27 protein-coding genes and 1 riboswitch are annotated in these 25,154 nt (G+C 34.2%); of the genes, 14 read left to right on the forward strand and 13 right to left on the reverse strand.

Annotated features, from left to right (window positions below; genetic code table 11):
• Positions 1 to 106: 106 nt before the first annotated feature.
• From B5X55_RS16275 to B5X55_RS16285, 3 genes are read right to left on the reverse strand one after another with little or no spacing between them, the layout of a single operon-like run.
• Positions 107 to 943 (reverse strand): ABC transporter ATP-binding protein, encoded by an 837-nt coding sequence (locus B5X55_RS16275; RefSeq protein WP_079513827.1) that lies wholly within the window; start codon positions 941 to 943, stop codon positions 107 to 109.
• Positions 907 to 1,938 carry a FecCD family ABC transporter permease gene (locus tag B5X55_RS16280; RefSeq protein WP_079513829.1) on the reverse strand — a complete coding sequence of 344 codons (1,032 nt, stop codon included), beginning with the start codon at positions 1,936 to 1,938 and terminating at the stop codon, positions 907 to 909. The genes B5X55_RS16275 and B5X55_RS16280 overlap by 37 nt, the downstream gene beginning before the upstream one ends.
• A complete protein-coding gene (locus tag B5X55_RS16285) occupies positions 1,939 to 3,087 on the reverse strand; it encodes an ABC transporter substrate-binding protein (protein ID WP_079513831.1) in 1,149 nt (382 codons plus the stop codon).
• 70 nt (positions 3,088 to 3,157) lie between these two features.
• Positions 3,158 to 3,413, forward strand: a riboswitch (cobalamin riboswitch).
• 70 nt (positions 3,414 to 3,483) lie between these two features.
• Here B5X55_RS16285 and B5X55_RS16290 point away from each other — a divergent pair.
• Positions 3,484 to 5,355, forward strand: a complete 1,872-nt coding sequence (locus tag B5X55_RS16290) for a TonB-dependent receptor plug domain-containing protein (protein ID WP_079513833.1) — start codon at positions 3,484 to 3,486, stop codon at positions 5,353 to 5,355.
• A 49-nt stretch (positions 5,356 to 5,404) separates the two neighbouring features.
• Here B5X55_RS16290 and B5X55_RS16295 read toward each other — a convergent pair whose 3' ends face one another.
• Both B5X55_RS16295 and B5X55_RS16300 read right to left on the reverse strand, forming a co-directional pair.
• A complete protein-coding gene (locus B5X55_RS16295; protein WP_079513835.1) occupies positions 5,405 to 6,874 on the reverse strand; it encodes a GFO_1087 family putative carboxy terminal peptidase in 1,470 nt (489 codons plus the stop codon).
• A gap of 27 nt (positions 6,875 to 6,901) precedes the next feature.
• Entirely contained in the window at positions 6,902 to 8,425 is a 1,524-nt protein-coding gene (locus B5X55_RS16300) for a GFO_1087 family putative carboxy terminal peptidase (protein ID WP_079513837.1), read from the reverse strand.
• A 219-nt stretch (positions 8,426 to 8,644) separates the two neighbouring features.
• Between B5X55_RS16300 and B5X55_RS16305 the strand changes: the two genes are divergently transcribed.
• The 6 genes from B5X55_RS16305 (at position 8,645) to B5X55_RS16330 (ending at position 12,390) form a co-directional block, all read left to right on the forward strand.
• Positions 8,645 to 9,154 carry a GFO_1088 family ECF-type sigma factor gene (locus tag B5X55_RS16305; protein WP_079513839.1) on the forward strand — a complete coding sequence of 170 codons (510 nt, stop codon included), beginning with the start codon at positions 8,645 to 8,647 and terminating at the stop codon, positions 9,152 to 9,154.
• Positions 9,141 to 9,575, forward strand: a complete 435-nt coding sequence (locus tag B5X55_RS16310) for a PG0215 family putative anti-sigma factor (RefSeq protein ID WP_079513841.1) — start codon at positions 9,141 to 9,143, stop codon at positions 9,573 to 9,575. Before B5X55_RS16305 ends, B5X55_RS16310 begins: the two co-directional genes overlap by 14 nt.
• 5 nt (positions 9,576 to 9,580) lie before the next feature.
• Positions 9,581 to 10,135: a GFO_1090 family protein gene (locus tag B5X55_RS16315; protein WP_079513843.1), complete on the forward strand. Its 555-nt coding sequence runs from the start codon at positions 9,581 to 9,583 to the stop codon at positions 10,133 to 10,135.
• Positions 10,136 to 10,252: 117 nt separating this feature from the next.
• Positions 10,253 to 10,795, forward strand: a complete 543-nt coding sequence (locus B5X55_RS16320; RefSeq protein ID WP_079513845.1) for a GFO_1090 family protein — start codon at positions 10,253 to 10,255, stop codon at positions 10,793 to 10,795.
• Positions 10,796 to 10,861: 66 nt separating this feature from the next.
• On the forward strand, positions 10,862 to 11,401 hold the full coding sequence (locus B5X55_RS16325; RefSeq protein ID WP_079513847.1) for a GFO_1091 family lipoprotein: 540 nt from the start codon (positions 10,862 to 10,864) through the stop codon (positions 11,399 to 11,401).
• Between the two features lie 179 nt (positions 11,402 to 11,580).
• On the forward strand, positions 11,581 to 12,390 hold the full coding sequence (locus tag B5X55_RS16330) for a mechanosensitive ion channel family protein (RefSeq protein WP_079513849.1): 810 nt from the start codon (positions 11,581 to 11,583) through the stop codon (positions 12,388 to 12,390).
• 81 nt (positions 12,391 to 12,471) lie between these two features.
• On the opposite strand, the gene purB is transcribed toward B5X55_RS16330, so the two are convergent.
• A complete protein-coding gene (gene purB, locus B5X55_RS16335; protein WP_079513851.1) occupies positions 12,472 to 13,815 on the reverse strand; it encodes an adenylosuccinate lyase in 1,344 nt (447 codons plus the stop codon).
• Between the two features lie 128 nt (positions 13,816 to 13,943).
• Entirely contained in the window at positions 13,944 to 14,510 is a 567-nt protein-coding gene (locus tag B5X55_RS16340; protein ID WP_079513853.1) for an adenylosuccinate lyase, read from the reverse strand.
• 34 nt (positions 14,511 to 14,544) lie between these two features.
• On the opposite strand from B5X55_RS16340, the gene B5X55_RS16345 reads away from it, so the two are divergent.
• A complete protein-coding gene (locus B5X55_RS16345; protein ID WP_079513855.1) occupies positions 14,545 to 15,018 on the forward strand; it encodes a heme-binding domain-containing protein in 474 nt (157 codons plus the stop codon).
• Here the strand turns inward: B5X55_RS16345 and B5X55_RS16350 are convergent.
• A complete protein-coding gene (locus B5X55_RS16350; RefSeq protein ID WP_079513857.1) occupies positions 14,987 to 15,673 on the reverse strand; it encodes an SIR2 family NAD-dependent protein deacylase in 687 nt (228 codons plus the stop codon). The two genes, B5X55_RS16345 and B5X55_RS16350, sit on opposite strands and share 32 nt — an antisense overlap.
• A gap of 49 nt (positions 15,674 to 15,722) precedes the next feature.
• Here B5X55_RS16350 and B5X55_RS16355 point away from each other — a divergent pair, with 49 nt between their 5' ends.
• The 3 genes from B5X55_RS16355 to B5X55_RS16365 are packed head-to-tail and all read left to right on the forward strand — an operon-like array spanning position 15,723 to position 17,316.
• Positions 15,723 to 16,379, forward strand: coding sequence for a TrmH family RNA methyltransferase (locus tag B5X55_RS16355; RefSeq protein ID WP_079514001.1), 657 nt, complete (start codon positions 15,723 to 15,725; stop codon positions 16,377 to 16,379).
• 41 nt (positions 16,380 to 16,420) lie between these two features.
• Complete coding sequence (locus B5X55_RS16360; RefSeq protein WP_079513859.1) at positions 16,421 to 16,954, forward strand: SRPBCC family protein; 534 nt, start codon at positions 16,421 to 16,423, stop codon at positions 16,952 to 16,954.
• On the forward strand, positions 16,951 to 17,316 hold the full coding sequence (locus B5X55_RS16365; protein ID WP_079513861.1) for a VOC family protein: 366 nt from the start codon (positions 16,951 to 16,953) through the stop codon (positions 17,314 to 17,316). Before B5X55_RS16360 ends, B5X55_RS16365 begins: the two co-directional genes overlap by 4 nt.
• 12 nt (positions 17,317 to 17,328) lie before the next feature.
• Here B5X55_RS16365 and B5X55_RS16370 read toward each other — a convergent pair whose 3' ends face one another.
• The 5 genes from B5X55_RS16370 to B5X55_RS16390 all read right to left on the reverse strand — a co-directional run bounded on the left by B5X55_RS16370 (position 17,329) and on the right by B5X55_RS16390 (position 23,149).
• Complete coding sequence (locus B5X55_RS16370; protein WP_079513863.1) at positions 17,329 to 19,017, reverse strand: alpha-amylase family glycosyl hydrolase; 1,689 nt, start codon at positions 19,015 to 19,017, stop codon at positions 17,329 to 17,331.
• 51 nt (positions 19,018 to 19,068) lie between these two features.
• Complete coding sequence (locus tag B5X55_RS16375) at positions 19,069 to 19,839, reverse strand: carboxypeptidase-like regulatory domain-containing protein (protein ID WP_079513865.1); 771 nt, start codon at positions 19,837 to 19,839, stop codon at positions 19,069 to 19,071.
• A 75-nt stretch (positions 19,840 to 19,914) separates the two neighbouring features.
• On the reverse strand, positions 19,915 to 21,771 hold the full coding sequence (locus B5X55_RS16380) for a DEAD/DEAH box helicase (protein ID WP_079513867.1): 1,857 nt from the start codon (positions 21,769 to 21,771) through the stop codon (positions 19,915 to 19,917).
• 159 nt (positions 21,772 to 21,930) lie between these two features.
• Complete coding sequence (locus B5X55_RS16385; protein WP_079513868.1) at positions 21,931 to 22,575, reverse strand: DUF4337 domain-containing protein; 645 nt, start codon at positions 22,573 to 22,575, stop codon at positions 21,931 to 21,933.
• Positions 22,562 to 23,149 carry a non-canonical purine NTP diphosphatase gene (locus B5X55_RS16390; RefSeq protein WP_079513870.1) on the reverse strand — a complete coding sequence of 196 codons (588 nt, stop codon included), beginning with the start codon at positions 23,147 to 23,149 and terminating at the stop codon, positions 22,562 to 22,564. Before B5X55_RS16390 ends, B5X55_RS16385 begins: the two co-directional genes overlap by 14 nt.
• A gap of 60 nt (positions 23,150 to 23,209) precedes the next feature.
• Between B5X55_RS16390 and B5X55_RS16395 the strand changes: the two genes are divergently transcribed.
• The 3 genes from B5X55_RS16395 (at position 23,210) to B5X55_RS16405 (ending at position 25,065) form a co-directional block, all read left to right on the forward strand.
• Entirely contained in the window at positions 23,210 to 23,662 is a 453-nt protein-coding gene (locus B5X55_RS16395; protein ID WP_079513872.1) for a methyltransferase family protein, read from the forward strand.
• A gap of 100 nt (positions 23,663 to 23,762) precedes the next feature.
• Entirely contained in the window at positions 23,763 to 24,368 is a 606-nt protein-coding gene (locus B5X55_RS16400; RefSeq protein ID WP_079513874.1) for a SatD family protein, read from the forward strand.
• Between the two features lie 7 nt (positions 24,369 to 24,375).
• Positions 24,376 to 25,065: a DUF3307 domain-containing protein gene (locus B5X55_RS16405; protein ID WP_317042734.1), complete on the forward strand. Its 690-nt coding sequence runs from the start codon at positions 24,376 to 24,378 to the stop codon at positions 25,063 to 25,065.
• Positions 25,066 to 25,154: the final 89 nt, after the last annotated feature.

Here is a 25,154-nt window from a genome sequence, read left to right on the forward strand (position 1 = left end):
GTAATGTGATACTGTAAAGATACTGGATCACCTACTAAATAATAAAGGGCCTATCTTGATTTAATTAACATAGAATAAGCAAAAATATATTTCAATGCGGAATCCTTTATTTCTTGATTTTAAAAGAACCAGAGTTGGCATCAAACGAAATCATATCTGCAGGAAATAGCGTTTCAAAGTTTTTATGTTCGATAAGTTTACAAGGCTCTTCAAACGGATTAGTTCGTCCGTCTAAAATCAACATTTTATCACATAACTGTATAGCCAATTCTATCTCATGACTGGTAAACAGAATTGTTTTTTCGGTTTTATGTGCAATAGATTTCAAGAGTTTTAAAATCTGGACTTTATGATATAAATCTAAATGCGTGGTGGGCTCATCTAAAAGTATAATACTAGTATCTTGAACCAATGCCCTAGCAATCATAACACGTTGTAATTGTCCGTCACTCAATTCATAGCATTTCTTATCTAGAAATGGGGTTAGCTCTAAGAGTGATACACTCTTTGTAATGAATGCAATATCTTCATCAGATAACTTCCCTAACCAATTGGTGTATGGTTGTCTGCCTAAAGCTAATAACTCTTTAACTGACATGTTTTTTGACGCAATAGGTTCTGTGAGTACTACACTAACCTTTGTGGCTAAATCTAAAGTATCGATAGTGGTTAATTCTTTTCCTTCAATTTGTATGGAGCCAGAAATCTTTGTTTGAAATCCGCCTATAGTTCTTAGTAGTGTAGATTTACCAATACCATTAACACCTACTATAGCGACCAATTCCCCTTTCTTTAAATTAAAGGAAATATTTTCGGCTATGACTTTTTTGTCATATCCAATAGATAAATTACTGATATTCAGTATTATATTTGAATTTTTGTATTTGATAACTTTATCAGGTTTAATTAAAACATCATTTTCTTTTTGCGAACTAATAACCATATCACCACGGGTGCCCCAAAAATACTAGTTATCGCATTGATAGGAAGTACACTCATTGAGCCTGGCAGTTGAGCAATCGTATCACAAATCAGCATTAAAATAGCGCCACAACACAATACTGCTGGTATCAAAATCTTATGGTCTGTTGTATGAAATAGTTGTCGAGTTAAGTGCGGCACCGCTAAGCCTATAAAAGCTATGGGGCCTGCAAAAGCAGTAATACATCCTGCTAAAAGTCCAGTTGCTATGATAATAATATACCGTGATTTTTTTAAATGGATTCCTAAGCTCTTTGCGTAATTCTCACCCAGTAAAAAAGCATTAAGCGATTTAATAGAGCGTATACTTAATAGTATGCCAATACATGTACAAAGGCACAGAATTGACAATTGCATCCAGGTAAGATTACCTAAACTACCAAATTCCCAAAAGATAAATTGTTGCAATTTTTCGGCTTTGGTAAAATAGGAGAGTACACTTACAATAGCGCCCGTTATACTACCGAACATTAAACCAATAATAAGTAATGCCATGGTATCTTTTATTTTGACGGCGACTGTTAGAACTACTAAAAGCACAAGAAAACTACCCATACTTGAAGCGATAGCCAAAGCAATATCGTTAAAGGCTGAAAACGTTATAAACCCTGAAAATAGGGAAGAGCCCATAATTAATAAAGCAGCGCCTAAACTTGCCCCAGAACTTATACCCAATACATAAGGGCCTGCAAGCGGATTTCTGAACAAAGTTTGCATCAATAGACCACTTAAGGCTAAGCCACTGCCAACCAAAATAGCGGTTAAGGCTTTCGGTATACGATAATTCCATATGATATAGGAATTTGATGATTCACCAATATCAGAACTGAAAATAACTTTTATAGTGTCAATAACCGATATGCTCACAGAGCCAAGACTGATATTTAAACTTAGGCAAACAAGCAGCACTAGGAGTAGAGCCAGAAAATGAATAGTGTATGTAGGTTGTTTAGACAATTAATTTAAAGGTTTAAAGAAGAAAGGTTTATGTTTAGGTAAAAGACCTGGGTGTAAAATATGAATTAAATCTTTTAATACAAGATCCGGTCGTTGTGGTGCTAATTCATAATATAAATTGCCGCCAGTTTCGCCAACAGTATTGGCAAAGGTGTAAACTTTTTTGTTTTTAAATGCATTAAACTGCAGATAGTGCGCACTTGAAGATTCCATTTCTGTGTATGACTTGAATTGCGCAGGTCCGATCCAATATTCAGCATTTTTAGCAACTACTAAAACACTTTCCCAACTTAAAGAAAGACTACCGCTTTCAGGTGTTTCTTTCCATATATAATTGGCATTGGCATCTTTTAGAAAATTAGCGGCCCAACTTTTTCCGCCGGGTAAATACCAAACATCTTTATAAAGGGCTCCGCTAAGTACGGTTGGTACGGTATGTGCAGTTTCAGCTATTTTTTTAGCATCTACATAAGACTTTTCAATTTCAGCGAAAATAGTATTTGCTTCGGTTTCTTTTTTAAAGAATGGTGCGAAAAATTTAATCCATTCCGCTTTTCCCAGTGGCGTTTCTTCTACCCAGTCACCATTGTAAATAACAGGTATTTGAGAGCGTTGTAGAGTCTCATAAGCGCTGTTACTACCACTAACGCCAAAACCTACCACTAAGTCTGGCTGTAAGGCTAAAACGGCTTCTGTGTTTAAGCTTTCGTTTATCCCAAGTTCTTTAATTTGTCCGGTATCGATTCGTTTTCTAGCAGCTTTAGAAGATACGTATTTGGTGTCTGAAAATCCGATAAGTTTATCTAATTCACCTAAAGCTTCAAGTGCTGGTATATGGGTAGTTGAGGTTACAACTATGTTTTCTATTGGTACGGAGATTATGGCGTCATACTCATTTTTATCCAAAGTTATGAATGCTTGTTTTTCTCTAGGGATTAAAGCATAGGTAAAAGAAGCTTCTGCATTTGGCCAAGGCGTCAGTATTTTAAGAATAGTAATGCCTGAGGCTTTTTTTTCGATTGAAAACCCCTTTGCATAAGCAATATCTACATTTTTAGGGGTAGATTCTAATGGTAGTGATTCCTTCTTTAGTTGTTTGCAACCGCATAAAAAGAGTAAGTAACTTAGAAAGAGAAGTTGTTTAAGCATTTATATTTTACATCTATTTTTCAAAAGTAGTATTATAAAAGTTTACCTAGAAAGATTAAACAAAATGTTTATTTTCGCCGTGAATTTTGGTTTTCGCTGCTTATGGTAGTGAAATTAAAAGGGAATCCGGTGTAAATCCGTAACTGTTCCCGCAACTGTAAGTTTATGTCAACTATATCTATTGGCGAATAGATTTCAATTGGCACTTCTGTAAAGAAGATGTTATTTTCTTCATAGCCACTTTGATTTCTGAACAGGTTCAGTAACATGGGAAGGCGAAATAACATAAAACGAGTCAGGAGACCTGCCTTATTCAAACAACAATGTTAAACTTTCGGGATAAAGGTTTGCGTATGGGTACAGACATACTACGCTCCCGTTTATGAATTTAAACGAATGAAAAATTATTTTTTGTGGCCAACGGTCACAGTATTACTATGCGCAAAAGTAGGAGCGCAACAAGAACAAGACTCCATTAATACATTACAGTTAGACGAGGTTGTTGTCAGCGATTCACGGTTTCAACTAAAGCGTGAAAACTCTGGTAAGACAGTCGTTTCCATTTCTCAAAAAGAATTGGAACAAAACCAAGGTCGGTCTATTGCCGAAATTATCAATACTAAAAGCGGCATTGAAATAAACGGAACTAGAAGTTATGCTGGTCAAAACTTATCTACGTACGTTAGGGGAGGTAATAACCGCCAAGTTTTGGTGATTATTGATGGTATTCAGGTTTCAGACCCATCTGGTACCAGCGCAGAGTATGACCTACGTCTTTTAAATACATCGCAAATAGAAAGTATTGAAATTTTAAAAGGTGCTGCGAGTACACTTTATGGAAATTCTGCAGCAACAGCGGTTATAAATATTACAACCAAACAAGCAAAGAAAGAAGGACTTTCAATGGATGTGATTTCGAGTATGGGTACCAACCAATCTCAGGATGACCAGAATTATAATATTTCTGATTTTTCAAACACGGTGAACCTTAGTGCTAAAAATGGTAAGTTGACTTTTTTGGCTTCTGGAGGTCATCAATTCACGGACGAATTATCAGCAGCCATTGGCACTGAAGCGGATGCACTGTCACGAATAGATGGAAATGTGAAAATTGGTTATCAATTTTCTAGACGTTTCAATATTACGGCGTCTGCATTTTATAATAAATTGAATAGCGATTATGATAACGGGTTCCCAATTGAAGATGCCGATTTTTCATTTACCAGTGAACAATCTCGTTTTGGTTTAGCTTCAACTTATGGTTACGAAAAGGGTAGTGTGCATGTAAATGTGGCATATAATCAAATAGATAGGTCTTTTATTTCTAGTTTTCCGGCTGCTTACGATTCTCGTTCTATTGTAGTAGATGTTTTTAACAAGTATACATTTGCAGAAAAAATATATACTATAGTTGGTTTAAATTATATTGACAATCAGACATTGTTTTCAGAGGAGCAAAATTCGAACACAGTCGACCCATATGTGAACATGGTATATATTGGTGATGACGGTATTAACTTAAATGCAGGAGTACGCTTAAATAATCATAGTAACTATGGTTCTAATTTTATTTATAATATTAATCCGTCTTACAGAATTAATATAAACTCTGGGTATTTAAAATTCATGGGCTCATATGCTACCTCGTACATAGCACCAAATTTATCGCAATTATATGGTCCGTTTGGAGCCAATAAAGATTTGAATCCTGAAGAGGATACTACTTTAGAGGGCGGTTTAGAATTTAAATTGTCAGATAAGTTTACAATGAACGCGGTTTATTTTAATAGGTCTGAAGATGATAGAATCGAATACGTAACTATTGACCCAAATACATTTGAAAGTCAATATCGTAATTCAGCAAATACAGTTCATTTTAATGGAGTGGAGGTAGGCTTTAGTTCAAAACCTGTTAAAGACTTTACATTGGATGCGAACTATACGCTTACAAGTTCTAAAAAAGGCTTGGCATTAAGAGTACCAAAAAATAAAGCTAATGTAAGTTTAGGATACAGTATTGGAGTAAAAACCTATGTAGGACTTACGTATCAATACGTTTCTAACCGAACAGATACTGATTTTGCGACTTTTTCAGAAGTTACTTTAGGTAGTTTTAGTTTAGCTAACCTACAATTGAAACATGATTTCTCGAATAGATTTGGAGCCTTTATAGCCGTTGATAATATTTTGAATGAGGAATATACAGAGCTAGTGGATTATACGACTAAAGGAAGGAATTTACGACTAGGATTTAAAATGAGTTTATAATAAAAAGGACAGCTTTAAAGCTGTCCTTTTTTCTATCTTTTTTGTCGATTTAAAATTCTAAATTGTAAACTGTATCATCAATCATTTTATCATTGATAGGATTGCCAACTTTAGAACTTATAAAAACTTCTATCGGATTTAAAACAGTAAAATCACGTTTGCCAGTTTGTCCGGTAATGGCTTCTATAGCCCTAGCTAATAGAGGTTCGTTCTGTTCCCCTAAAATACCGAGGTTGCCATAATCTTCTTTCAAAAAAATATCTGGCTGTAAACCGCTTATAAAGTCTGAAAACCCTTCTGCATTCTCATTTCTACCAATTAAAGGTTGAATGGCCCATTGATTATTTGGGTTAATTTTATTTACTCTAGATGGTGTGTATAAGTAAGAGTTATCTCGATCATCGACCAATGTTGTTGAAAATTCATTTTTACCTCTCGTTACATCTCCAATTTGAATAACATCAATATACGGTTCTAAGCTATTGATAAGTAATTCGCTAGCTGACGCAGAACTAGAAGATGTTAGTACGTACAATTTAGAAAAGCCTAATGAATTGATTGTTTTTCCATTAACCTTATCAGCAAAATATACTTCTAATTGGCTATCGTTAAATTGGTTTTGAAGTTTATCATTGTATCTTTTTCTTAAAAATACCTCTGATGTATTTGTGCCATAAATCATACTTGCTAATAGACGTGTAGTATTTACCGAACCACCAGGATTATAACGCAAGTCCATTACCAAATTAGTTATACCAGCAGATTTTAAAGCTTCAACGGCGGCATAAAGTTCATCGTCATATTCATTGGTAAATTGGTTATACATGATATAACCAATATTTTCCCCTCCAATTTCGAAAGACTTGGAAATGTAAACAGGGTTTTCGGCAAGAGCTTCCGCTTTGGTAAGTGTTACCTCTTCTTCATTGGGAACAATATTACCGGTAACAAAATCTGCCATATTTAAAGTATATGAATCGCTACCTGTAAAAAGGAGCTCCTCGTAATTCGACAATGTTAAAGTTTGCCCATCAACACCAGTAAACAAATCTCCTCTTAGAATATCAGCAGTAGCGGCATTTGAATTTGGTATGATGTATCGAACGATACCAAATAATTCTTCACTATCCTGAAAACGAACGAGTCCGAATTCAAGACCATTACTTTTAGAGATACCTGCTAATGAATTAGTAAGTTCGCGATAATCTTCATTATAAAAACTAAAACGATCTTCAATATATTGCAATTTATTTTCAAAAAAAGCAGCAGGGTTTTCTTCTGAATCTAAGAAAGCAGTGTACTCAGCTCTACCTTCTTTGGTATTTACAAAACGCTCATCGCCCAAATCATCCACGTTGGCTTGCCAGAAATACCAAAAATTCATGGCTTTCCACATAAAATCTTGAACTTCTACGTCAGCAGAACCATCTGGATCAATGGTTTTGGTTAAGGTCAAATCCTCATCCTTGGAACAAGAAAAAATAACCGCTATAACAAGTAATACTAAAATCTTCTTCATAACTAGGGAAACTAAAATCTTTGAATTTTATTTCTTTTGAGTAAGTGAAAATTTTGAGGTAGGTACGCTGTTGTTTAATAATAATGTAGCATTTCTAGGATCGTGTAGTTTAGAGCTCGAAATAACACGCGCAGGTATTATGACATCAAAACTTCTTTTAGCTCCTATACCCGTAATTTCTTGAATTGCTCTTGCAAGAAGAGGTTCGTTAGCATCACCAAGAACACCTAAATTGGTAATATCTTCATCAAGTTCAATATCAGGTATTAATCCGTCTGCATAATCAGAAAAGCCTGCACTATTTTCCACTCTACTAATAATAGGTTGAAGACCCCATTGTACATTAGGATTTATATTATTTACTCTGGTTTCATCATAAACATTGCCCCCTTCTGGATCATCAACAAATAATAGGGAACCTTGGTTTTTACCAACTGTAGTTGAGCCGATATGAACAACATTTATATAAGGTTCTAAACCGACCATTACCAATTCACTTGCTGAAGCCGAACTTGAAGTAGCTATAATATATACTTGACTTAGGTTTAATGTATTTAAAGCAGCGTTCGAATTACCATCGAAAGCACCGGTGGTGCTTACAAAATAATTATCTGTTAAACTACTGTCGAATTCTGCTTGTAATTTTGCATTATAAATAGTTCTAAAAAGTAAATCTGAAGTACTAGTACCTTTTATTAAACTAGCTAAGATAGTAGCAGTAGAACCTCTACCACCTAAGTTGTATCGTAGATCTAAAACCAAATCGGTTACACCTTGAGATATAAAATCGGCAAAAACGGCATTCATGGCATCTTCTGAACCGGATACAAATTGGTTGTACATGAAATAACCAATTTTTTTATCTCCCGATGTAATAACTTCAGTGGCAAAAATAGGGTCTTCTCGCAATCCTTCTTGTTTAGTTAAAGTAACCTCCTTATTAATTGGGCTAATAGTATTGTTTACTATTTCAGCCATGTTTAAAGTATAGGTGTCATTATCACCAAACAGAAGATCTATATAATTTGTTCTATTTAAGTTTGTGCCATTTACGCCGGTAAAGACTTCGCCTCTTTTAATATCTTTATTAGATGCGTCAGAATTTTTAATAATATATTCCACATAACCGAAAACATCATCAGTGTCACCTATTAATGATAGTCCAAATTGCAGACCATTACTTTTAGATACACCTGCAGAGTTATTTACTAAATCTGTATAATCATCACTATAAAAAGTGAATCTATCTTCAGAAAAAAGTAGTTTGTTCTCTAAAAAATCAACGGGTTCTGGGTTGGCAGTAAGAAATTCTTCGTACCCTGCTTGAGTATCAAAACGATCATCTGCCAAATCTGGCACATCACCTTGCCAAAAATAATAGAGGTTTAAAGTTTGCCAAAAAAAGTTTTGAACTTCAATGTCAACAACAACTGGTACCTCTTCTTCAGGAACTTCAATTACTTCTTCTTCAAGTATGGGGTCATCATCATTTTTATTACAAGAAAGAACAACGAAGCCTAAGCATAGGAGGGACAAGAAAAATTTTTTCATAGTTTTTTTTAATTTTTATTTGTAACAATAAACGTTCCAATTTATAGAACACTCATAAGAATGCAATAATATACGTCTTTTTAAATACGGATATATTTGCTGTAAGGATGTTAAATTTAGTAACAAGCAATCAAATTAAAAATTAATTGTAACAAAAATCGTTCAACTTCGTCTTCTTTTTGTAAGCCTGTTAGCAAGCTTACAAACAGCCAAACCAAAATGAAGCAAACAGAGTTTTTAAATATTGTATTACCGTTTAAGGATAAATTGTTCCGCATGGCCAAAAGATTATTGGTATCAACGGAGGAAGCAGAAGATGCCACGCAAGAGATACTTATAAAGTTATGGGATAAGAAGAATAAAATAGAAACCTATAATAATGTTGAAGCTTTTGCGATGACCATGACAAAAAATTTCTGTCTGGACAGATTAAAATCTAAACAAGCAGGTAATTTAAAATTGGTGCATAGTAATTATACTGATTCTAGTACTTCACTACAAAGTGAGTTAGAAGCTAAAGACAGTATTAGTTGGGTTGAACGAATTATGGCCGAATTACCAGAGCAACAAAAAATGGTATTACAATTGCGAGATGTAGAGCAATACGAATACGAAGAAATAGAAAAATTACTGGATATGAAGCCTACAGCCATACGGGTAGCTTTATCCAGAGCACGAAAAACCGTACGGGAAAAATTAATTGAAAAGCACAATTATGGAATTGCATAACATAGAAAAATTAATAGAGAAATATTTTGAGGCTACCACCACGGTTGCTGAAGAAGAAACGCTAAGGGAGTATTTTTCAAAAGAGAGTGTTGCGCCTCATTTAGAGCAACATGCACCTTTGTTCAATTATTTCACCAAAGCTAAAGAAGAACGCTTTACAAAGCAGGTCCCGTTAAAACCTAGAATAAATTATTTGAAATGGGTTTCTGTTGCCGCGATAGCAGTCTTTATGGTCGGGTTGTATATGTATCAACCAACACCAGCCCCAGTTACTTTAGCAGACGAGTATACACAGGAAGAAATTGAGTCTGCACAAGAGGCTTTTGCCTTATTAGCAATGAATTTTAATAAAGGTACTGAGCAACTGTATCATTTAGAAGAATTCGAAAAAACAACAAATAAATTTTTAACCAAAAAATAATTAAAATGAAAAAGATAGTACTATTAACAATGTTGGTTTTGGCTCCGATTATTTCAAGAGCACAAGATATTTTCGATAAATACGAAGATAATGACAAAGTGACCTTTGTTGCCATGCAACCTAAGATGTTTCAAATGTTAGGTAAAATGAGTGTAAGCTCAGATGACCCAGAAGCAAAAGAGTTTTTTGAACTTGTAAATTCAATTACAAGCTTTAAAGTCATTACAACCGATGACGCAGCTATTTCTAAAGATGTAGATAGTTGGGTGACCAATCGCTTAAAAAGTTCATCATTTGAAGAATTAATGCGAGTAAGGGATGGTGGTTCTAATGTGAGATTTTATGTAAAGGAAGGTAAAGACAGTGACCATGTTAAAGAGTTATTAATGTTCGTAACCGGTATGAAAGATATGGATATAGACATTAATGGTAAAAAACTCGAAACGGTTTTACTATCCTTGACAGGAGATATCAATTTACGATCGGTGTCTAAATTGACCGATAAAATGGATTTACCAGGAGGCGACCAATTAGGGAAAGCATCTAAAAAGGGGAATTAAATAATAATCAATAAGCGTTAATCCCTAATTAAATTAACGCTTTTGATAAACAAGTATTCATCAATTCATCAATCACTTTTATCCTATAATAGGGTAGATGTACTAAAAACAACAATCATGAAAAAAGTAGCAGTAGTATTTTTAATGGCAATTTTACCCGCATTGGGTTTCTCACAGTCTGTATTCGATAAGTATGAGGATATGGATAACGTAGGTTCTGTAATCGTGAACAAAGGTATGATAGACTTAGTCTCTAAATTAGGAGGAATGAGTGATGATGCCGAAGCGAAGGAGTTTATGGACGTAGCTAGCGGACTTAAAAACATAAAAGTTTTTATGACCGAAGACGCATCTGTTTCGGCAGATATGTCTGCAACGGTAAAAAAGTATCTTAAGTCTTCGAAATTAGAAGAATTAATGCGTGTAAAGGACAAAGATGTAAATGTTAAATTCTATATTAGAGATGGTGCTAAAAAGGACCATGTGACAGAATTATTAATGTTTGTATCAGGATTGGATAATGTTGAAATAGGTGATCATGGTAGAAAACTGGAAACTGTTTTGGTCAGCCTAACTGGTGATATCGATTTAAATAAAATTGGGTCGATTACCAACAAAATGAATTTACCGCAAGATTTGAATAAAGCTTCTGGTAAGTAATTTATTTTAGGAAAGGATTTTTCGTAAAACCGGAGGGTTCTTTCCTTCAATTTTAAAAAATGCATTATGAAAAAAGTATATTGGGTTTTAGTTATGGTAATAGGTTTTACCATTTCATCTTGTTCTTCAGAACAAAGTCTACAGCAGTATTTTATTGCTAGTTCAGAGAATCCGAATTTCATGTCTTTCGATTTACCTTCTAGTCTTTTGAATTTAGAAAAGGCAGAATTGAGTGAAACTCAAAAAAAGACAGCAAGTTCTCTTAAGAAGCTAAACATTCTAGCATTTCAGAAAAAGGATAATAACACTGCCGATTATGAAGTACAAAAGGCAGCTATTAAGACGATTTTAAAAAGTTCAGATTTTAGCGAATTAATGAAGATGAATACATCTTTTGGAAAAGCTACAATTCAATTGAAAGGGGACGATGATACCATAGATGAAATTGTAATCTATGGAGATAATGACGAAAAAGGATTAATTCTGGTTCGTGTTTTGGGTGATGATATGAACCCAGCAAGTTTCGTGCAATTGATACAAGCTATGGAAAAATCTGATTTTGACGGTAAAGGCCTTGAACAACTCGGAAATTTGATAAAAGGCTAATTATTTAGCGTATTATTTTTAAAACAAAAAAACCTGTTACGAATAAGTGACAGGTTTTTTTGTTTTAAAATGAGGTTTAAACTTATTTTTAATGTGACCTTTTAAAAAAAAGTGTGTCATATTATTGAGGACGATTAAATAAGAACCTAAATAAGAACCTAAATAAAAAACTATTTAAAATGGAAGACGCACAAGTATGGATTGACAAAGGAATTGATTTTATAATGGTATTCGGACCAAAAATTATTGGTGCGATTTTAATTTATATTATTGGTTCTTGGGTTATAAAGAAATTGGTTGGTGTTGCCAGAAAAGGTATGACCAAACAAGAGTATGACGAATCACTCAAAAAGTTCTTATTAAGTTTAGTTAAATGGGCACTTACTATCTTTCTTATTATCACTGTTATTTCAACATTAGGGGTTGAAACTACAAGTTTTGCTGCTCTAATAGCCGCTGCTGGTTTAGCTATTGGCTTAGCTTTACAAGGATCATTATCAAATTTCGCAGGTGGTGTTTTACTTATTATTTTTAAACCTTATAAAATTGGAGATTTAATTGAAGCACAAGGTGTTTTAGGTAATGTAAAAGAAATTGAAATCTTTACAACTAAGTTAATTACCCCTCAAAATAAATTGGCTATCATTCCTAATGGTGCGATGGCAAATGGAAACATCATCAACTATACTGCAGAAGGTAAAATGAGAGTTGATACCACAGTTGGTGTGAGTTATGATTCTGATTTTCAAAAAACTAAAGATGCTTTATTAGCTATGTTAGTGGCAAACCCTAAAGTGTTAAAGGATCCAGCCCCATCGGTTAACGTATCTGAATTAGCAGATAGTTCTGTGAACCTAGCAGTACGCCCTTTTTGTAAGCCAGAAGATTATTGGGATGTATATTTTGCAACTATAGAAGGAACTAAGAAAGCATTGGATAGTGCAGGTATTGAAATTCCTTATCCACACGAAGTTCAAATTAATAAGTAATAATAATAATAGGAAGAAAAAAGACCACCGGAAGGTGGTCTTTTTATTTAAGCAAATTTTGAAATTAGTATCCTACTATTATTAAATTCCGGTATAATTACTTGGAGATATTTGCTTGAGCTCTTTTTTGATAGCATCGGAAACTTCTAAGGTGTCAATAAAATTAGCAATAGAATTTTTATTGATTTTTTCATTTGTACGCGTAAGTCCTTTCAAAGCCTCATATGGATTTGGATAACTTTCACGCCTTAAAATAGTTTGAATTGCTTCGGCAACAACCGCCCAATTATTCTCTAAATCTTGTTCGAACTTATCTCTGTTTAATAATAACTTATTTAATCCTTTTAAGGTAGATTGAAAAGCAATCATGGTATGGGCAAATGGTACACCTACATTACGGAGTACAGTACTATCTGTTAAATCGCGTTGTAATCTTGAAACTGGTAATTTTGCAGATAAATGTTCAAAAATAGCGTTAGCAATACCTAAGTTACCTTCTGAATTTTCGAAATCGATAGGGTTTACTTTATGAGGCATTGCAGACGAACCAACTTCACCAGCCTTAATTTTCTGTTTAAAATAATCCATGGATACATACGTCCAAAAATCACGGTCTAAATCTAATACGATAGTATTAATACGTTTAAGAGTATCGAAAAGTGCGGCCATATGGTCGTAATGTTCAATTTGTGTTGTTGGAAAAGAATGTTGAAGGCCTAATTTTTCTTGAACGAAATTTTGACCGAATTCTCTCCAATCTATAGAAGGGTATGCGACCAAATGTGCATTAAAATTACCAGTTGCACCGCCAAATTTAGCAGCACTAGGTATATCGTTCAATAAATTAAATTGTTCTTTTAATCGAACTACATACACCATTATTTCTTTTCCTAATCGTGTAGGAGATGCAGGTTGACCATGCGTTCTTGCTAGCATTGGTATATCTGCCCATTCTAATGTTAGAACATCTAGTTTTTCTAGCAATTCGAAATATTGTGGAACATAAACTTCATTCATCGCTTCTTTAATAGAAAGAGGAATGGCAGTGTTATTAATGTCTTGTGATGTTAATCCGAAGTGAATAAACTCTTTAAATTTAGAAAGGCCCAAAGAGTCAAAAGCCTTTTTTATAAAATACTCAACCGCTTTAACATCGTGGTTGGTTACTTTTTCTATCTCTTTAATTTCTAGTGCATCTGCTGTAGTAAACTCCGTATATATTTTACGTAATTCTTTGAACTTAGAAGAATCAAAAGTAGATAACTGTTTTAAAGGAATCTCACAAAGAGCAATAAAATATTCTATTTCTACTCTTACTCTATACTTTATCAAAGCTTCTTCAGAAAAATAAGAAGACAATGATTTGGTTTTTGAACTATAGCGGCCGTCGATTGGAGAAATGGCATTTAATGCGTTAAGAGACATAATTAATGGTTGAATTAATAAGCGGCAAATATACCTATTCATAGCATAGATTAAAACACTATTCGATTTAAGTTACAGTCAAAAAGTGATTTTCAAATAAAAGAAAATGTAGTTCTAATTTGATTTGGTTAACTTTTTTTAAGTGCTTTTAAAGTCATTCTTGCGCGTGCTTTATAAGCAGCACTGCCATTTTCATAATTCTGTTTTAAAATAACTTGTAATTCTGGATGAATCCAAGTTATGTTTTTGCCAAGCAATAAAAGAGTTGTCATTGAATATGCTTTAGGGGCAACTTTATGGTTGCCAATGAGCCAATCGAATGCTGCTTCAGCAATAATATTTAAATGTTCTTTGGTAAGCACTTTTTTTGAAAGTGATGTTTTATTTGAATAATGATTTTCAACTAGAAGCGAGCATATTTTTGAGGCTGGCCGAATTGATGATTCTAAGGTTAAGTTAGAAAGCGCAAATGTAAATGCATCTATATGTGGAAAAATAAATTCTAACTTTTTCTTTACAAGAGATTCTAATACCCAACTTGCTTTGCATGATATGGGGTCTATATTATCTTTAGAAATAGCTATTAAAACAGGAATTAGTGGGAGATTTTCTTCAATTTTATTTGCCATCTTACTACGATTTTCTCGTGTTGCATTAACATAATTCAATGCTTGGCAAAGTTCTTCATTGGTCATAAAATTGTATCTTTATTCGATATTTCCCCCAAATATGAAATTACTAAAAAAAATTAGCCTAGGTGTGGTTTTAGTTTTGATAGCCATGCAATTTTACAGTCCTACAAAGAATATTTCCCCTGGTAATCATACCCAAATTTTTATTAAAGAGACCAATCCTTCTCCTCAGTTGAAGGCTTTATTTGAAACCTCTTGTTATGATTGCCATAGTAATAATACTGCTTACCCATGGTATAATAATATTGCTCCAATTTCATATTGGATTGGCAGTCATGTAAAAGAAGGAAAGAAGCACTTAAATTTTTCTGAATGGCAAACCTATTCGATAGATAAGAAAGACCATCTTTTAGAAGAGATTGAAGAAATGGTTGTTCAAGAAGATATGCCATTAACCGAGTACACATATCTGCACAGCAATTCTAAGCTAACTGATGAGGAAGTGGGTGAAATTGTAGCGTGGGTAAAGCAAACAAGAATTATTTACCAATTAGGGAAGCAACCAAAGTAGGAACCCCTTTGACTGCGTTTTCTGAGATAACAGTCAAATTACCATTCAAAGCACCTTTAATTACTGGTTTTGGATCTATGAAGAATATAGGTGTATTTGCCTTCGCAAAATCTATAAGGCTTGCCGCCGGATAAACTTTCATTGAGGTACCTATGATTATGAGATAATCGGCCTTTTCTGTAATAGTTATGGCATCTTCTAATAAGGGAACAGCCTCACCGAACCAAACAATATAGGGTCTAATCTGATACCCTTTTTTGCATTTATCTCCTAAGAGTATATCCTTTTTCCAGGCAAATACATCGTCTGTTGAAGCAATACTTCGGGCTTTTAATAATTCGCCGTGTAAATGAAGCACGTGAGAACTACCGGCTCGTTCGTGTAAATCATCTACGTTCTGTGTTATAATATGTACATTATAGTGCTTCTCCAGTTCAACCAAAGCTAGGTGAGCTTGATTCGGATACACGCTTAATAATTGTCTTCTACGTTGGTTGTAAAATTCTAAGACCAATTGTGGGTTGTTATGAAAACCTTGAGGAGAGGCAACTTCCATAACGTCATGACCTTCCCATAACCCATTAGCATCTCTAAACGTTTTTAATCCGCTTTCGGCCGATATTCCTGCTCCGGTTAATACAACAATATTTTTCATGGGTTCTTTCAAATTCAGCTTAAAAATATACTTTTCTTATCTTGGATGCATGATAGATGAGAAGCTTTTGGCGTATTTAGAAGAATTTATTTCAGAAAAAAGAATGAGGCGGTTTAATGATATATTAAGCCATAGAACTAATTATATAACGGTTGCAGTAGAAGATGTTTATCAAATGCATAATACTAGTGCGGTAATACGTAGCTGTGAGTCATTTGGCATACAGCAAGCACATTTAATTGAGGGTAAATATGGCCAACGCTTAGATGAGGAAATTGCTATGGGTGCTCAAAAATGGGTAGATGTTAAAAGATATAAAAATTCGAAAGAGGTCGTTGATGTACTTAGAAATAAAGGGTATAAAATTGTTGCTACCAGCCCACATGCCGATAGCTCATTATTGCAAGATTATGAATTAGATGGTAAAATGGCCCTATTCTTTGGTACTGAAAATAAGGGTTTAAGCGACTACGTATTAGAAAATTCTGATGCTTTTTTAAAAATACCAATGGTCGGTTTTACCGAAAGTTTGAATATTTCAGTTTCAGCAGCAATTATTCTACAACACTTAACTGCTAAATTAAAGTCTTCCAATTTTGACTGGAAGCTGACCCCTTCAGAAATGATGGAGAAACGTTTAGACTGGACCAAAAAATCTATAAAAAGTATCGATGATATCTTGATTAGATATCATGCTGATAATTAAATTTTACTTAACTTATTATCTAATAACTAATTGATAAACAGATGTATTACATATTAATAGTGTTAGCAGTTTTATTGGCAATATTAATTATTCTATCCTTGTTAGCTCCTAAAAGTTACCATGTATATAGGTCAGTAGAAATAGACCATCCTACGGAAAAAGTTTGGGGACAACTTAAATATTTAAAGAAGCAACAAGAGTGGTCGCCATGGGCAAGAAAAGACCCTAATATGGACCAAAAATTTACTGGTATAGATGGTGAAGTTGGTGCAGTAAGTTATTGGAATGGCAATAAAGAAGTTGGTGAGGGAGAGCAAGAAATAACTAAAATAATTGACGGTAAGCGAATTGAACAAGATTTAAGATTTTTAAAACCGTTTAAATCTCAGTCTGATTGTTATATGGATTTGGAGGAACTGGATAATAATAGGAGTAAATTGACTTGGGGGTTTACAGGAACTAATAAATTTCCTATGAGCATTATGATGTTGTTTATGAGTATGGATAAAATGGTAGGTAAAGATTTTGAACAAGGATTACAGAATCTTAAACATAATTTAAGCAGTGAAATATGATAGCATGGTTTGAAATTCCGGTTGCAGATATGCAACGAGCTCAAAAGTTTTACGAAACTATTTTAGACATTACAATAACTGTCAAAAATTTTGGCCAATTTGTAATGGGACTGTTTCCCGATAAGCCGAGTAAAGGTCAGGCAAATGGTGCCTTGGTGCAGCATGAGCAATATATACCAAGTTTAACCGAAGGGGCATTGGTATACTTTGCCTGTGAAGATACAGCCACTGTACTGGACAAAGTGGAGAAAGCAGGCGGACAAATATTACAGCAAAAAACCGAAATAGGTGACGGTCATGGTTTTATGGGTCTACTGAAAGATACTGAGGGAAATAGGATTGCCCTCCATTCTAATGCCTAGTATTCACTTTCACTATTGCTTTGGTTCTAACAAAACGATATCAAAATCATTTTCAAGAACAACTTTACCATTGGCTACAGTACTTTCGGTTTCAGAATATCTGTCATAAAGTTTTGTGCCATCTCCAAATACACCTTTTACCGAGATTGATTTTTTCCCTTTTGGTAAGTCAAGAGCAATAACAACTTTATCAAAAAACTCATCTTTATTCAAATACCTGCTGAAAACATAGGGCTCTTTAGTGATTATTTTATGAATACCAGCTCCGATGGCCGGGTGGTCATTTCTAAATGAACCAATTTGCTGCCAATAATTTAAAATTTCTTTTGTCTGTGCTAAACTATCAAGCTCATTCCAATTCATAAAAGATCTTAATGTGGCATCACCCTCAGTATTTTCAATCGTTAAGTCTCTTGCCGTTTCATCGCCATAATAGATCTGTGAAGCACCAGGGGTTAATAGAAGAACATTTGCAGCTCTTTTTGGGTTTGTACGTTCTTTGTCGAAAGGCTGACCATCATCGTGCGATGTAAGGTAGTTTAAAACACTTTTGTCTTTTAAAGTAGTATGTAGCAGTTTGCTATATTTAGAAAAAATGTATTCGTAGTCCTTTTCAGCGTCTGTCTTTAATTCAAAGTTTATAAGACTTTTGAAACCGTTAGCAAAATAATCTACTTTTTTATCCCCAAAATCATATTCTCGACCACCGGAAATTCCGTAATTATATACTTCACCAACCATATAGAAAGGGTTGTTGTCTAAAACCTTATCAGCATTTTTCTTTTTCCAAAGCTCAAATGCCGCCGACGATTCTTTATAGAGTTCTGCCCATGCATTTTCATTGGCATGTTTTACGGTATCAACCCTAAAACCATCAACCCCATATTTATTTATGTAATCGGTAAGCCACTTCATGATATAAAATCGAGGAGCCCTAGGGTGTCCAGTTCTATCAAAAAATAAATCAAGTTCATCTAATTCCTCACTTAATCTGCCTTCGGTTTTCCATTTGGCAAGTAGTGCGTCAGGTAAATTTATTGCCGTATCAGATTCTGTTAATATGTCGGGCAAATTTGCTACTAAGGTGCAGTTTGTGGTATTTTCATATGTAGTGAATTCGCAAGTAGGAGAGGTGCGTACCCATTCTTCTGGCCATACAGGATCTTTTTCGGTAACTGGGCCTGTGTGGTTCAAAACTACATCTAATAGAACGCGAATACCATTTTCATGAGCTGTTTTAACCAGAGTTTCCAAATCTTTTTCCGTTCCAAAATTAGGGTCTAATGCTGTCCAGTCTTTTGCCCAATACCCATGGTAAGCATATGTATTGCCAGTGCCTTCATCGGTGGCACCATGAACTTGTTCTATTACAGGGGTAAACCATATAGCGTTTACGCCAAGCTTAGTAAAATAACCATCTTTAATTTTTTGAGTTATACCTTGAATATCGCCACCCATAAAGCCTCTTAGCTTTCCGGTTGCCTCATCTCTTTCGAAGTTTAAATCGTTTTCTGGATTGCCATTATTAAAACGGTCTGTAAGTAGAAAATATACTGTAGCTGCTTCCCACTGAAAATTAGGATTCTTTTTTGCTGTGACAACGGTGTCGGTTACAGAAGATGTGGTTTTAGTATCTTTTGCGTTCGGTTGGCAAGATGCCAGTACGATGGCAATGAGTGCTAAAAAGTATAAATTTTTCATTTCCTAAATATTTCCTCTAAAGCTATAACAAGGATATGAATCAAAAAAATATTATTTTTTTCTATTAAGAACTTTATACTCTTCATAGCAACTACTAATGGCATCTAAAATTTGAAGGTCATTAGCTGTTGTAATAAAAGATTTTGAGTAATTACAGTTGTTTAAAATATCTTGAATATCTACTTTTTCTAACTGAAGAAATTCTGTTAGCGTTTCACGATCAAACTTAGAAGCCAATAAATTACGAATTTCATCGTCTTCTCTCATTTGCCTAAGTTTACGCATTTGTGCAGGTTTCTTGCCAAAGAGGTTTCGTAGTAAATCCGCTGGGTTAAGAATAGCGCCCAGTACCTTTGTAACAGCACTAGGGTTTTTGTTACCTCCCTCATAACTTACACCTAGACCCGATATGCTATATTGATAAGCATTGTTGATAGGAAGGTTTTTCACATCAATTTCTAAATAACCGGTAAGCTGATATGGTCTTACAATAACCTCCTCTAAAGCATACGCTAGTTCAGTTAAAGCTATTTCAGTATTCTCAAATTTAAACATGTCGTTGGTAACCCTTATTTTTTGAGACTTGAACCCAAGAAAAGAAAAGTAAAGAGTATCATTTACAGCTGCAGCGATGGAAAATTCGCCTTTTTCATTAGTAATGGTGCCAAATACTTGGTTAAGGTTGACGACATGAACGCTTTCAAGAGGTTCTTCAGTTTGTGCATTTATAACAACTGCACTTAAGCGTTGACTTTCTTCTGTTTCTTGTGAAAAACCAATAAGTGAAATGAAAGTAAATAATACTAATAAAAAATATTTCATGTTGCTATCGCCACGTTTAAGGATACAAACAAAATAAAAAAAATACGCCGAAGCGTATTTTTAATATACAATTAACTAAAAGAAATCACCCTTTCTTTTAGTGCTACGTCTTTTTCCAGAGTTAGGGCTGCTAGATTCACTTCGACCTCGGCTTCTTCCTTTAGATTCACGATCGCCATCTTTTCTTCCTTTACCACCGCGATCATCATCTCTTCTGCCGCTTCTTTTTCCTCTAAAGCTACTGCCGCCTCCATCGCTGCTTCTGCGATTACCGCCTCCGCCACCACCAGGGTTTTTGGAAACTTCTACATTTACAAATCGTCCGTCAACTTTAAACTCGGTGAACTTGTCAAGAATTTGTTGGGTAGATTCTGATTCAGTATTAAAAAACGAAAAGCTTTCTTTTACATCAACTTTAAAAACATCTTCTTGCCCTAGGCCAACCGTATCTCTAATGAAATCTTTAAGAGACATCCAGTCATAACCATCCTTTTCACCAACGTTTATGAAATAACGTACAGCACCACTAGTCGGTGTTTCGCCACCTCTTCTGCCATCACTTCTATCTCTATCGCCATCTCTATCTCTATCTCTATCTCTACCGTTATCAGAAGAATTTAAATCTTTAGACTTGTTGTAATAGTTAGAGAATCTAGTAAATTCTACCGATACAATTTTTTTAATCAGTTCTTCACGGTCAATTCCTTGAAGAACATCATTGATTGCGGGTAAATAATTTTCTACGTCTGCATTGATTTTTGTATCCTTTATTTTGTTTGCCAAGTGATACAATTGAATCTCACAGATTTCCATTCCCGTAGGAATTTGTTTAGCTATAAACTTCTGATTGATTTTGTTTTCTATAGCTTTAATCTTACGTTGTTCGCTACGTGTAATAATTACCATAGAGATACCTGACTTACCAGCTCTACCTGTTCTACCACTACGGTGCGTATACGTTTCGATTTCATCAGGTAATTGATAATTGATTACGTGAGTAATATCATCAACATCAATACCACGCGCAGCAACATCAGTTGCTACAAGCATTTGAATTTGTCTTTTACGAAAAGAATTCATTACCAAATCTCTTTGGTTCTGACTCAAATCGCCATGTAAGGCTCCTGCGTTGTAACCATCTTCAATTAAATTTTCAGCAACTTTTTGGGTATCCCTTTTAGTTCTACAGAAAATAACTGAAAATATATCCGGGTTGGTATCTGCCAATCTTTTTAAAGCAGGATAACGATCTCTACCACCAACAACATAATACTCATGTTGTACGGTCGATGCTCCTGAGTTTTTTGCTCCCACGGTAATCTCTTGTGGAGAGTGCATGAATTTCTTTGCAATTACCGCTACCTCTTTAGGCATAGTAGCAGAAAACAACCAAGTAGATTTATCACTAGGGGTGCCAGAAAGAATATCTTTAATATCTTCCATGAAGCCCATATTCAACATTTCATCCGCTTCATCAAGAATACAGTAATCAATCTTGGAGATATCTACAAGACGTCTACTGATCATGTCTTTCATTCTACCAGGTGTAGCTACAATAATTTGAGCACCTCGCTTTATTTGTCTTGCTTGGTCTGTAATACTAGCACCGCCATAAATGGCAACTACATTAATATTGCGTTCGTATTTTGAATACGCTTGCATTTCTTTGGTAATCTGCAAGCAAAGCTCACGAGTAGGAGATAGTATTAAACCTTGTGTGGTTCTACTGTTACTATCAATTTTTTGAATTAATGGAAAACCGAATGCGGCAGTTTTACCTGTTCCGGTTTGCGCTAAGGCAACCAAATCGGTTTCACTTTCCAATAAAATAGGGATTGCTTTTTCCTGTACTTCTGAAGGGGTTTCAAAACCCAAATCAGCAACAGCATCTAATAAGGACTTTTGCAGTCCTAGTGCTTCAAACTTTGTCATAAATATGTTATACTAAATCGCAAATATGAATGTTGCATAGAGCGATTATCGTATATAACCTATTTAGACTCAGGGCAACACATGCTATACTAGCGGCGTTAATTAATTTGCAAAGGTACTGCGAATAATTGGACTGGTATAATAAATAGGTAAGTAATATTATGGGGCTAATATATAGCCGTAAATAGATAGGAAAGTGCCTGTGATACCAAAGATAATCATCAGTACAATAAGGCTTTTTTGTAAAATTGGGTTATCGTATATTATAATGCAAACAGCACCTAGTACGATGCAAATTTGGAAAAAAAGCATACCATAATCGAATTTTTTGGTTGCATAATCATACGTTGCGGCTAATTGCTGCCATTCTTTGACACCGATAATTACACCTATTTCTCCTTCGATGTCTTGTGTCCAATTTTCTTTTCCGACAAATGCCGAACCATTTAGAATCTCGGTTTTTTCTGCATTATACTTATCAATATTTTTTTGAACCGAAGCTATTTTATCTTCAATAACCTGAACCTTTTCATCAGTTACTATTCCACTACTTATTAGTGCGGTTAAATAATCAAGTTCACTTTCTTTTAAGCTTTCTTTGATGCTTTTTGATTGATACCAGTTAGAGTAACTGACAACATTATTATGAGCAATCATCATTTCTTCCTCTAGCTCGCCATTCACCATTTGTGATATTGCCATGAGTGCAGCAAATAGTGCTATTAATACACCGCCAATAGCTTCAGCTCTTTCTGATGCGACAGATACTTCAACGGTTTCTCTATTGTTTTTATTCTGTAACATTAATATTGTTTAAATATGCTATCAATTTTTGAACTGCTTGACCACGATGACTTATGCTGTTTTTTACAGATAAAGGTAATTCAGCAAATGTTTCTACATAACCATTAGGCTTGAATATAGGGTCATAACCAAAACCATGTTGACCTTTTTGGCTGATTGTTATTTCTCCGTTTACTTTACCTTCAAATATATGTGTTTCTCCTTTTATATTTAAAGCGATTACAGTTTTGAAATGTGCTGTTCTATCTTCTTTATTTTCTAAGTTGTTTAATAATTTAGATATATTGGCTTGTGAATCGTTTTGTTCACCAGCATAGCGCGCAGAATATACGCCGGGTTCGCCGTTGAGTGAGTTTACTAATAGTCCTGTATCATCGGCAAAACATGGTAGCTGGTACTTTTTAGTGACAAAATCTGCTTTTATCTTAGCATTACCTTCTAAAGTATTTGCTGTCTCTGGTATCTCGTCTGTGCATCCTATAGTATTTAAACTGACCAGTTCAATGAATGCGGGTAGTAGTTGTTGAATTTCTTTTAATTTATTAGAATTGTGTGTAGCGAATACAAGTTTCATGTTCTTAATTTGGGAACTGGTTTATGGAATTTTAAATCTCAAAAGTAGTAATTTTATAAAATGGAATTAAAGTTACCGCCTGCTTTACTGTTATTACTCTTCGGATTTGCTATGTATATTTTAGCTACATTTTTGCCTTTTGGTTTTTTTGATTTTTTTGGTCGTTTATTACTTTTTAAAATAATGTTGAGTTTTGGGGGCTTAGTTGGGCTTTTGTCTCTTTTTCAATTTTATAGAGCAAAGACTACTGTAGATCCTACGAAGCCTAGTAAAGCTTCTAATTTAGTTGTTAACGGAATATTTAAATTTTCTCGCAATCCAATGTATTTGGCTATGCTACTTGTTTTACTGGCATTGGGATTGGTTTTAGGAAATGCTTTTAATACCTTAATAGCCGCCGCTTTTGTAGGGTATATGAATCGTTTTCAGATTATACCTGAAGAGCGTATTCTTTTAAATAAATTTGGACGTACTTACAAAGAGTATTGTACGTTGACTAGACGCTGGTTTTAAGGAATTAAGTTTAAATCTATATATTAGCACTAAAGCTAATATATTTAAATATTATGTAATTAGCTTATAATTTGATATATTAGCTTTTTAATTAATAATCATGATAGCGATAATTACCGGAGATATTATAAATTCTGAAAATCATCCAAGTTCTCAATGGTTAGATTTATTGAAGCAATACTTCAACCAGTTTGGTCCTTCACCAATGAATTGGGAAATTTACCGTGGTGATGAGTTTCAATTAAAAGTCACGGAGAAAAATGCTTTGTTTACGGCAATCCGAATTAAAGCAATGTTAAAAACTATAAAAGGGTTAGACGTAAGAATGGGTATAGGTATAGGTTTAGAAACCTATATAGGTACAGGAGTTACTGAATCTAATGGGCCAGCATACCAACGTTCAGGGCGAAATTTCGAATCTTTAAAAGAAAGCAAAGTAAATATTAGTATCGCAACGGGGCGCGAGCAGAAAGACCGAACACTTAATTTGATATTACAATTGGCGTTAGATTTTATGGATGATTGGAGTGTAGTATCTGCTGAAATAGTGACCCTAGTTTTAGACCATCCTACGTATTCACAAAAAGAAATTGCACAAAAGTTAGGAATTAAACAGTCTGCTGTAAGTCAACGATTAAAAAGAGCAAGATTGGACCTCGTTTTAGATGTTTTATCCTATTATGAAGAGGTCATAACAGATAATTAATATGTTGATGTTCATAAAATTAATTTTAGGTCATTTAATTGGTGATTTTATTCTACAGCCAACAAAATGGGTGATTCACAAAGAATCGAATAAGATTACGTCAAAATACTTATACGTACATGTATTGCTGCATTTTGCACTGTATATGCTTCTTTTATGGGATTTGTCTTTATGGAAAATAGCACTAGTAATTGCCATGGGTCATTTTATTATCGACTTATTAAAATTGTATTCCAATTCATTTTTCAAGAACAAGAGTATTCCTTTTTTTATTGATCAAGGGCTACATGTTGTACTTATCTATTGCTGTGCTTTTTATACTAATTTATATGAGCATACGCTAACACTCTTTCAAAATTTAGATTGGTCTTTAATAACTGCCATTGTTTTTGTTACCTATCCATCGGCAATTATAATGGGTAAGATTCTTGAAAGTATGTCGAATCAAATAGAAACGGATCATAAATCATTACCAAATGCTGGTAAATATATTGGCATAATAGAACGGCTGTTCGTGTTAATCTTTATAGTAATTGGTAGGTGGGAAGTGATTGGTCTATTAATAGCTGCAAAATCGGTTTTTAGGTTTAATGACTTGAAAGAACGAAATAATAGAAAGCTTACTGAATATATTCTGATAGGTACATTAGTCAGTTTCGGATTGGCGATTTTGGCCGGACTTCTATATATTTCTTAAGGAATATAATTATGAAAAAAACCACCAATTAGTCATCATTTTTCTATTCTTCTTTACTTATGCATCCTTCTCACAGACTAAAGAATTTA

Origin of the sequence: Maribacter arcticus (assembly GCF_900167935.1) — a bacterium.
Lineage (GTDB): Bacteria > Bacteroidota > Bacteroidia > Flavobacteriales > Flavobacteriaceae > Maribacter > Maribacter arcticus.

Bases quoted from the DNA above. Each gene is read 5' to 3' on its own strand.
- B5X55_RS16275 (WP_079513827.1), bottom strand. From the start codon at position 943: ATGGTTATTAGTTCGCAAAAAGAAAATGATGTTTTAATTAAACCTGAT.
- B5X55_RS16285 (WP_079513831.1), bottom strand. From the start codon at position 3,087: ATGCTTAAACAACTTCTCTTTCTAAGTTACTTACTCTTTTTATGCGGT.
- B5X55_RS16290 (WP_079513833.1), top strand. From the start codon at position 3,484: ATGAAAAATTATTTTTTGTGGCCAACGGTCACAGTATTACTATGCGCA.
- B5X55_RS16295 (WP_079513835.1), bottom strand. From the start codon at position 6,874: ATGAAGAAGATTTTAGTATTACTTGTTATAGCGGTTATTTTTTCTTGT.
- B5X55_RS16300 (WP_079513837.1), bottom strand. From the start codon at position 8,425: ATGAAAAAATTTTTCTTGTCCCTCCTATGCTTAGGCTTCGTTGTTCTT.
- B5X55_RS16305 (WP_079513839.1), top strand. From the start codon at position 8,645: ATGAAGCAAACAGAGTTTTTAAATATTGTATTACCGTTTAAGGATAAA.
- B5X55_RS16310 (WP_079513841.1), top strand. From the start codon at position 9,141: ATGGAATTGCATAACATAGAAAAATTAATAGAGAAATATTTTGAGGCT.
- B5X55_RS16315 (WP_079513843.1), top strand. From the start codon at position 9,581: ATGAAAAAGATAGTACTATTAACAATGTTGGTTTTGGCTCCGATTATT.
- B5X55_RS16320 (WP_079513845.1), top strand. From the start codon at position 10,253: ATGAAAAAAGTAGCAGTAGTATTTTTAATGGCAATTTTACCCGCATTG.
- B5X55_RS16325 (WP_079513847.1), top strand. From the start codon at position 10,862: ATGAAAAAAGTATATTGGGTTTTAGTTATGGTAATAGGTTTTACCATT.
- B5X55_RS16330 (WP_079513849.1), top strand. From the start codon at position 11,581: ATGGAAGACGCACAAGTATGGATTGACAAAGGAATTGATTTTATAATG.
- purB (WP_079513851.1), bottom strand. From the start codon at position 13,815: ATGTCTCTTAACGCATTAAATGCCATTTCTCCAATCGACGGCCGCTAT.
- B5X55_RS16340 (WP_079513853.1), bottom strand. From the start codon at position 14,510: ATGACCAATGAAGAACTTTGCCAAGCATTGAATTATGTTAATGCAACA.
- B5X55_RS16345 (WP_079513855.1), top strand. From the start codon at position 14,545: ATGAAATTACTAAAAAAAATTAGCCTAGGTGTGGTTTTAGTTTTGATA.
- B5X55_RS16350 (WP_079513857.1), bottom strand. From the start codon at position 15,673: ATGAAAAATATTGTTGTATTAACCGGAGCAGGAATATCGGCCGAAAGC.
- B5X55_RS16355 (WP_079514001.1), top strand. From the start codon at position 15,723: ATGATAGATGAGAAGCTTTTGGCGTATTTAGAAGAATTTATTTCAGAA.
- B5X55_RS16360 (WP_079513859.1), top strand. From the start codon at position 16,421: ATGTATTACATATTAATAGTGTTAGCAGTTTTATTGGCAATATTAATT.
- B5X55_RS16365 (WP_079513861.1), top strand. From the start codon at position 16,951: ATGATAGCATGGTTTGAAATTCCGGTTGCAGATATGCAACGAGCTCAA.
- B5X55_RS16370 (WP_079513863.1), bottom strand. From the start codon at position 19,017: ATGAAAAATTTATACTTTTTAGCACTCATTGCCATCGTACTGGCATCT.
- B5X55_RS16375 (WP_079513865.1), bottom strand. From the start codon at position 19,839: ATGAAATATTTTTTATTAGTATTATTTACTTTCATTTCACTTATTGGT.
- B5X55_RS16380 (WP_079513867.1), bottom strand. From the start codon at position 21,771: ATGACAAAGTTTGAAGCACTAGGACTGCAAAAGTCCTTATTAGATGCT.
- B5X55_RS16385 (WP_079513868.1), bottom strand. From the start codon at position 22,575: ATGTTACAGAATAAAAACAATAGAGAAACCGTTGAAGTATCTGTCGCA.
- B5X55_RS16390 (WP_079513870.1), bottom strand. From the start codon at position 23,149: ATGAAACTTGTATTCGCTACACACAATTCTAATAAATTAAAAGAAATT.
- B5X55_RS16395 (WP_079513872.1), top strand. From the start codon at position 23,210: ATGGAATTAAAGTTACCGCCTGCTTTACTGTTATTACTCTTCGGATTT.
- B5X55_RS16400 (WP_079513874.1), top strand. From the start codon at position 23,763: ATGATAGCGATAATTACCGGAGATATTATAAATTCTGAAAATCATCCA.
- B5X55_RS16405 (WP_317042734.1), top strand. From the start codon at position 24,376: ATGTTCATAAAATTAATTTTAGGTCATTTAATTGGTGATTTTATTCTA.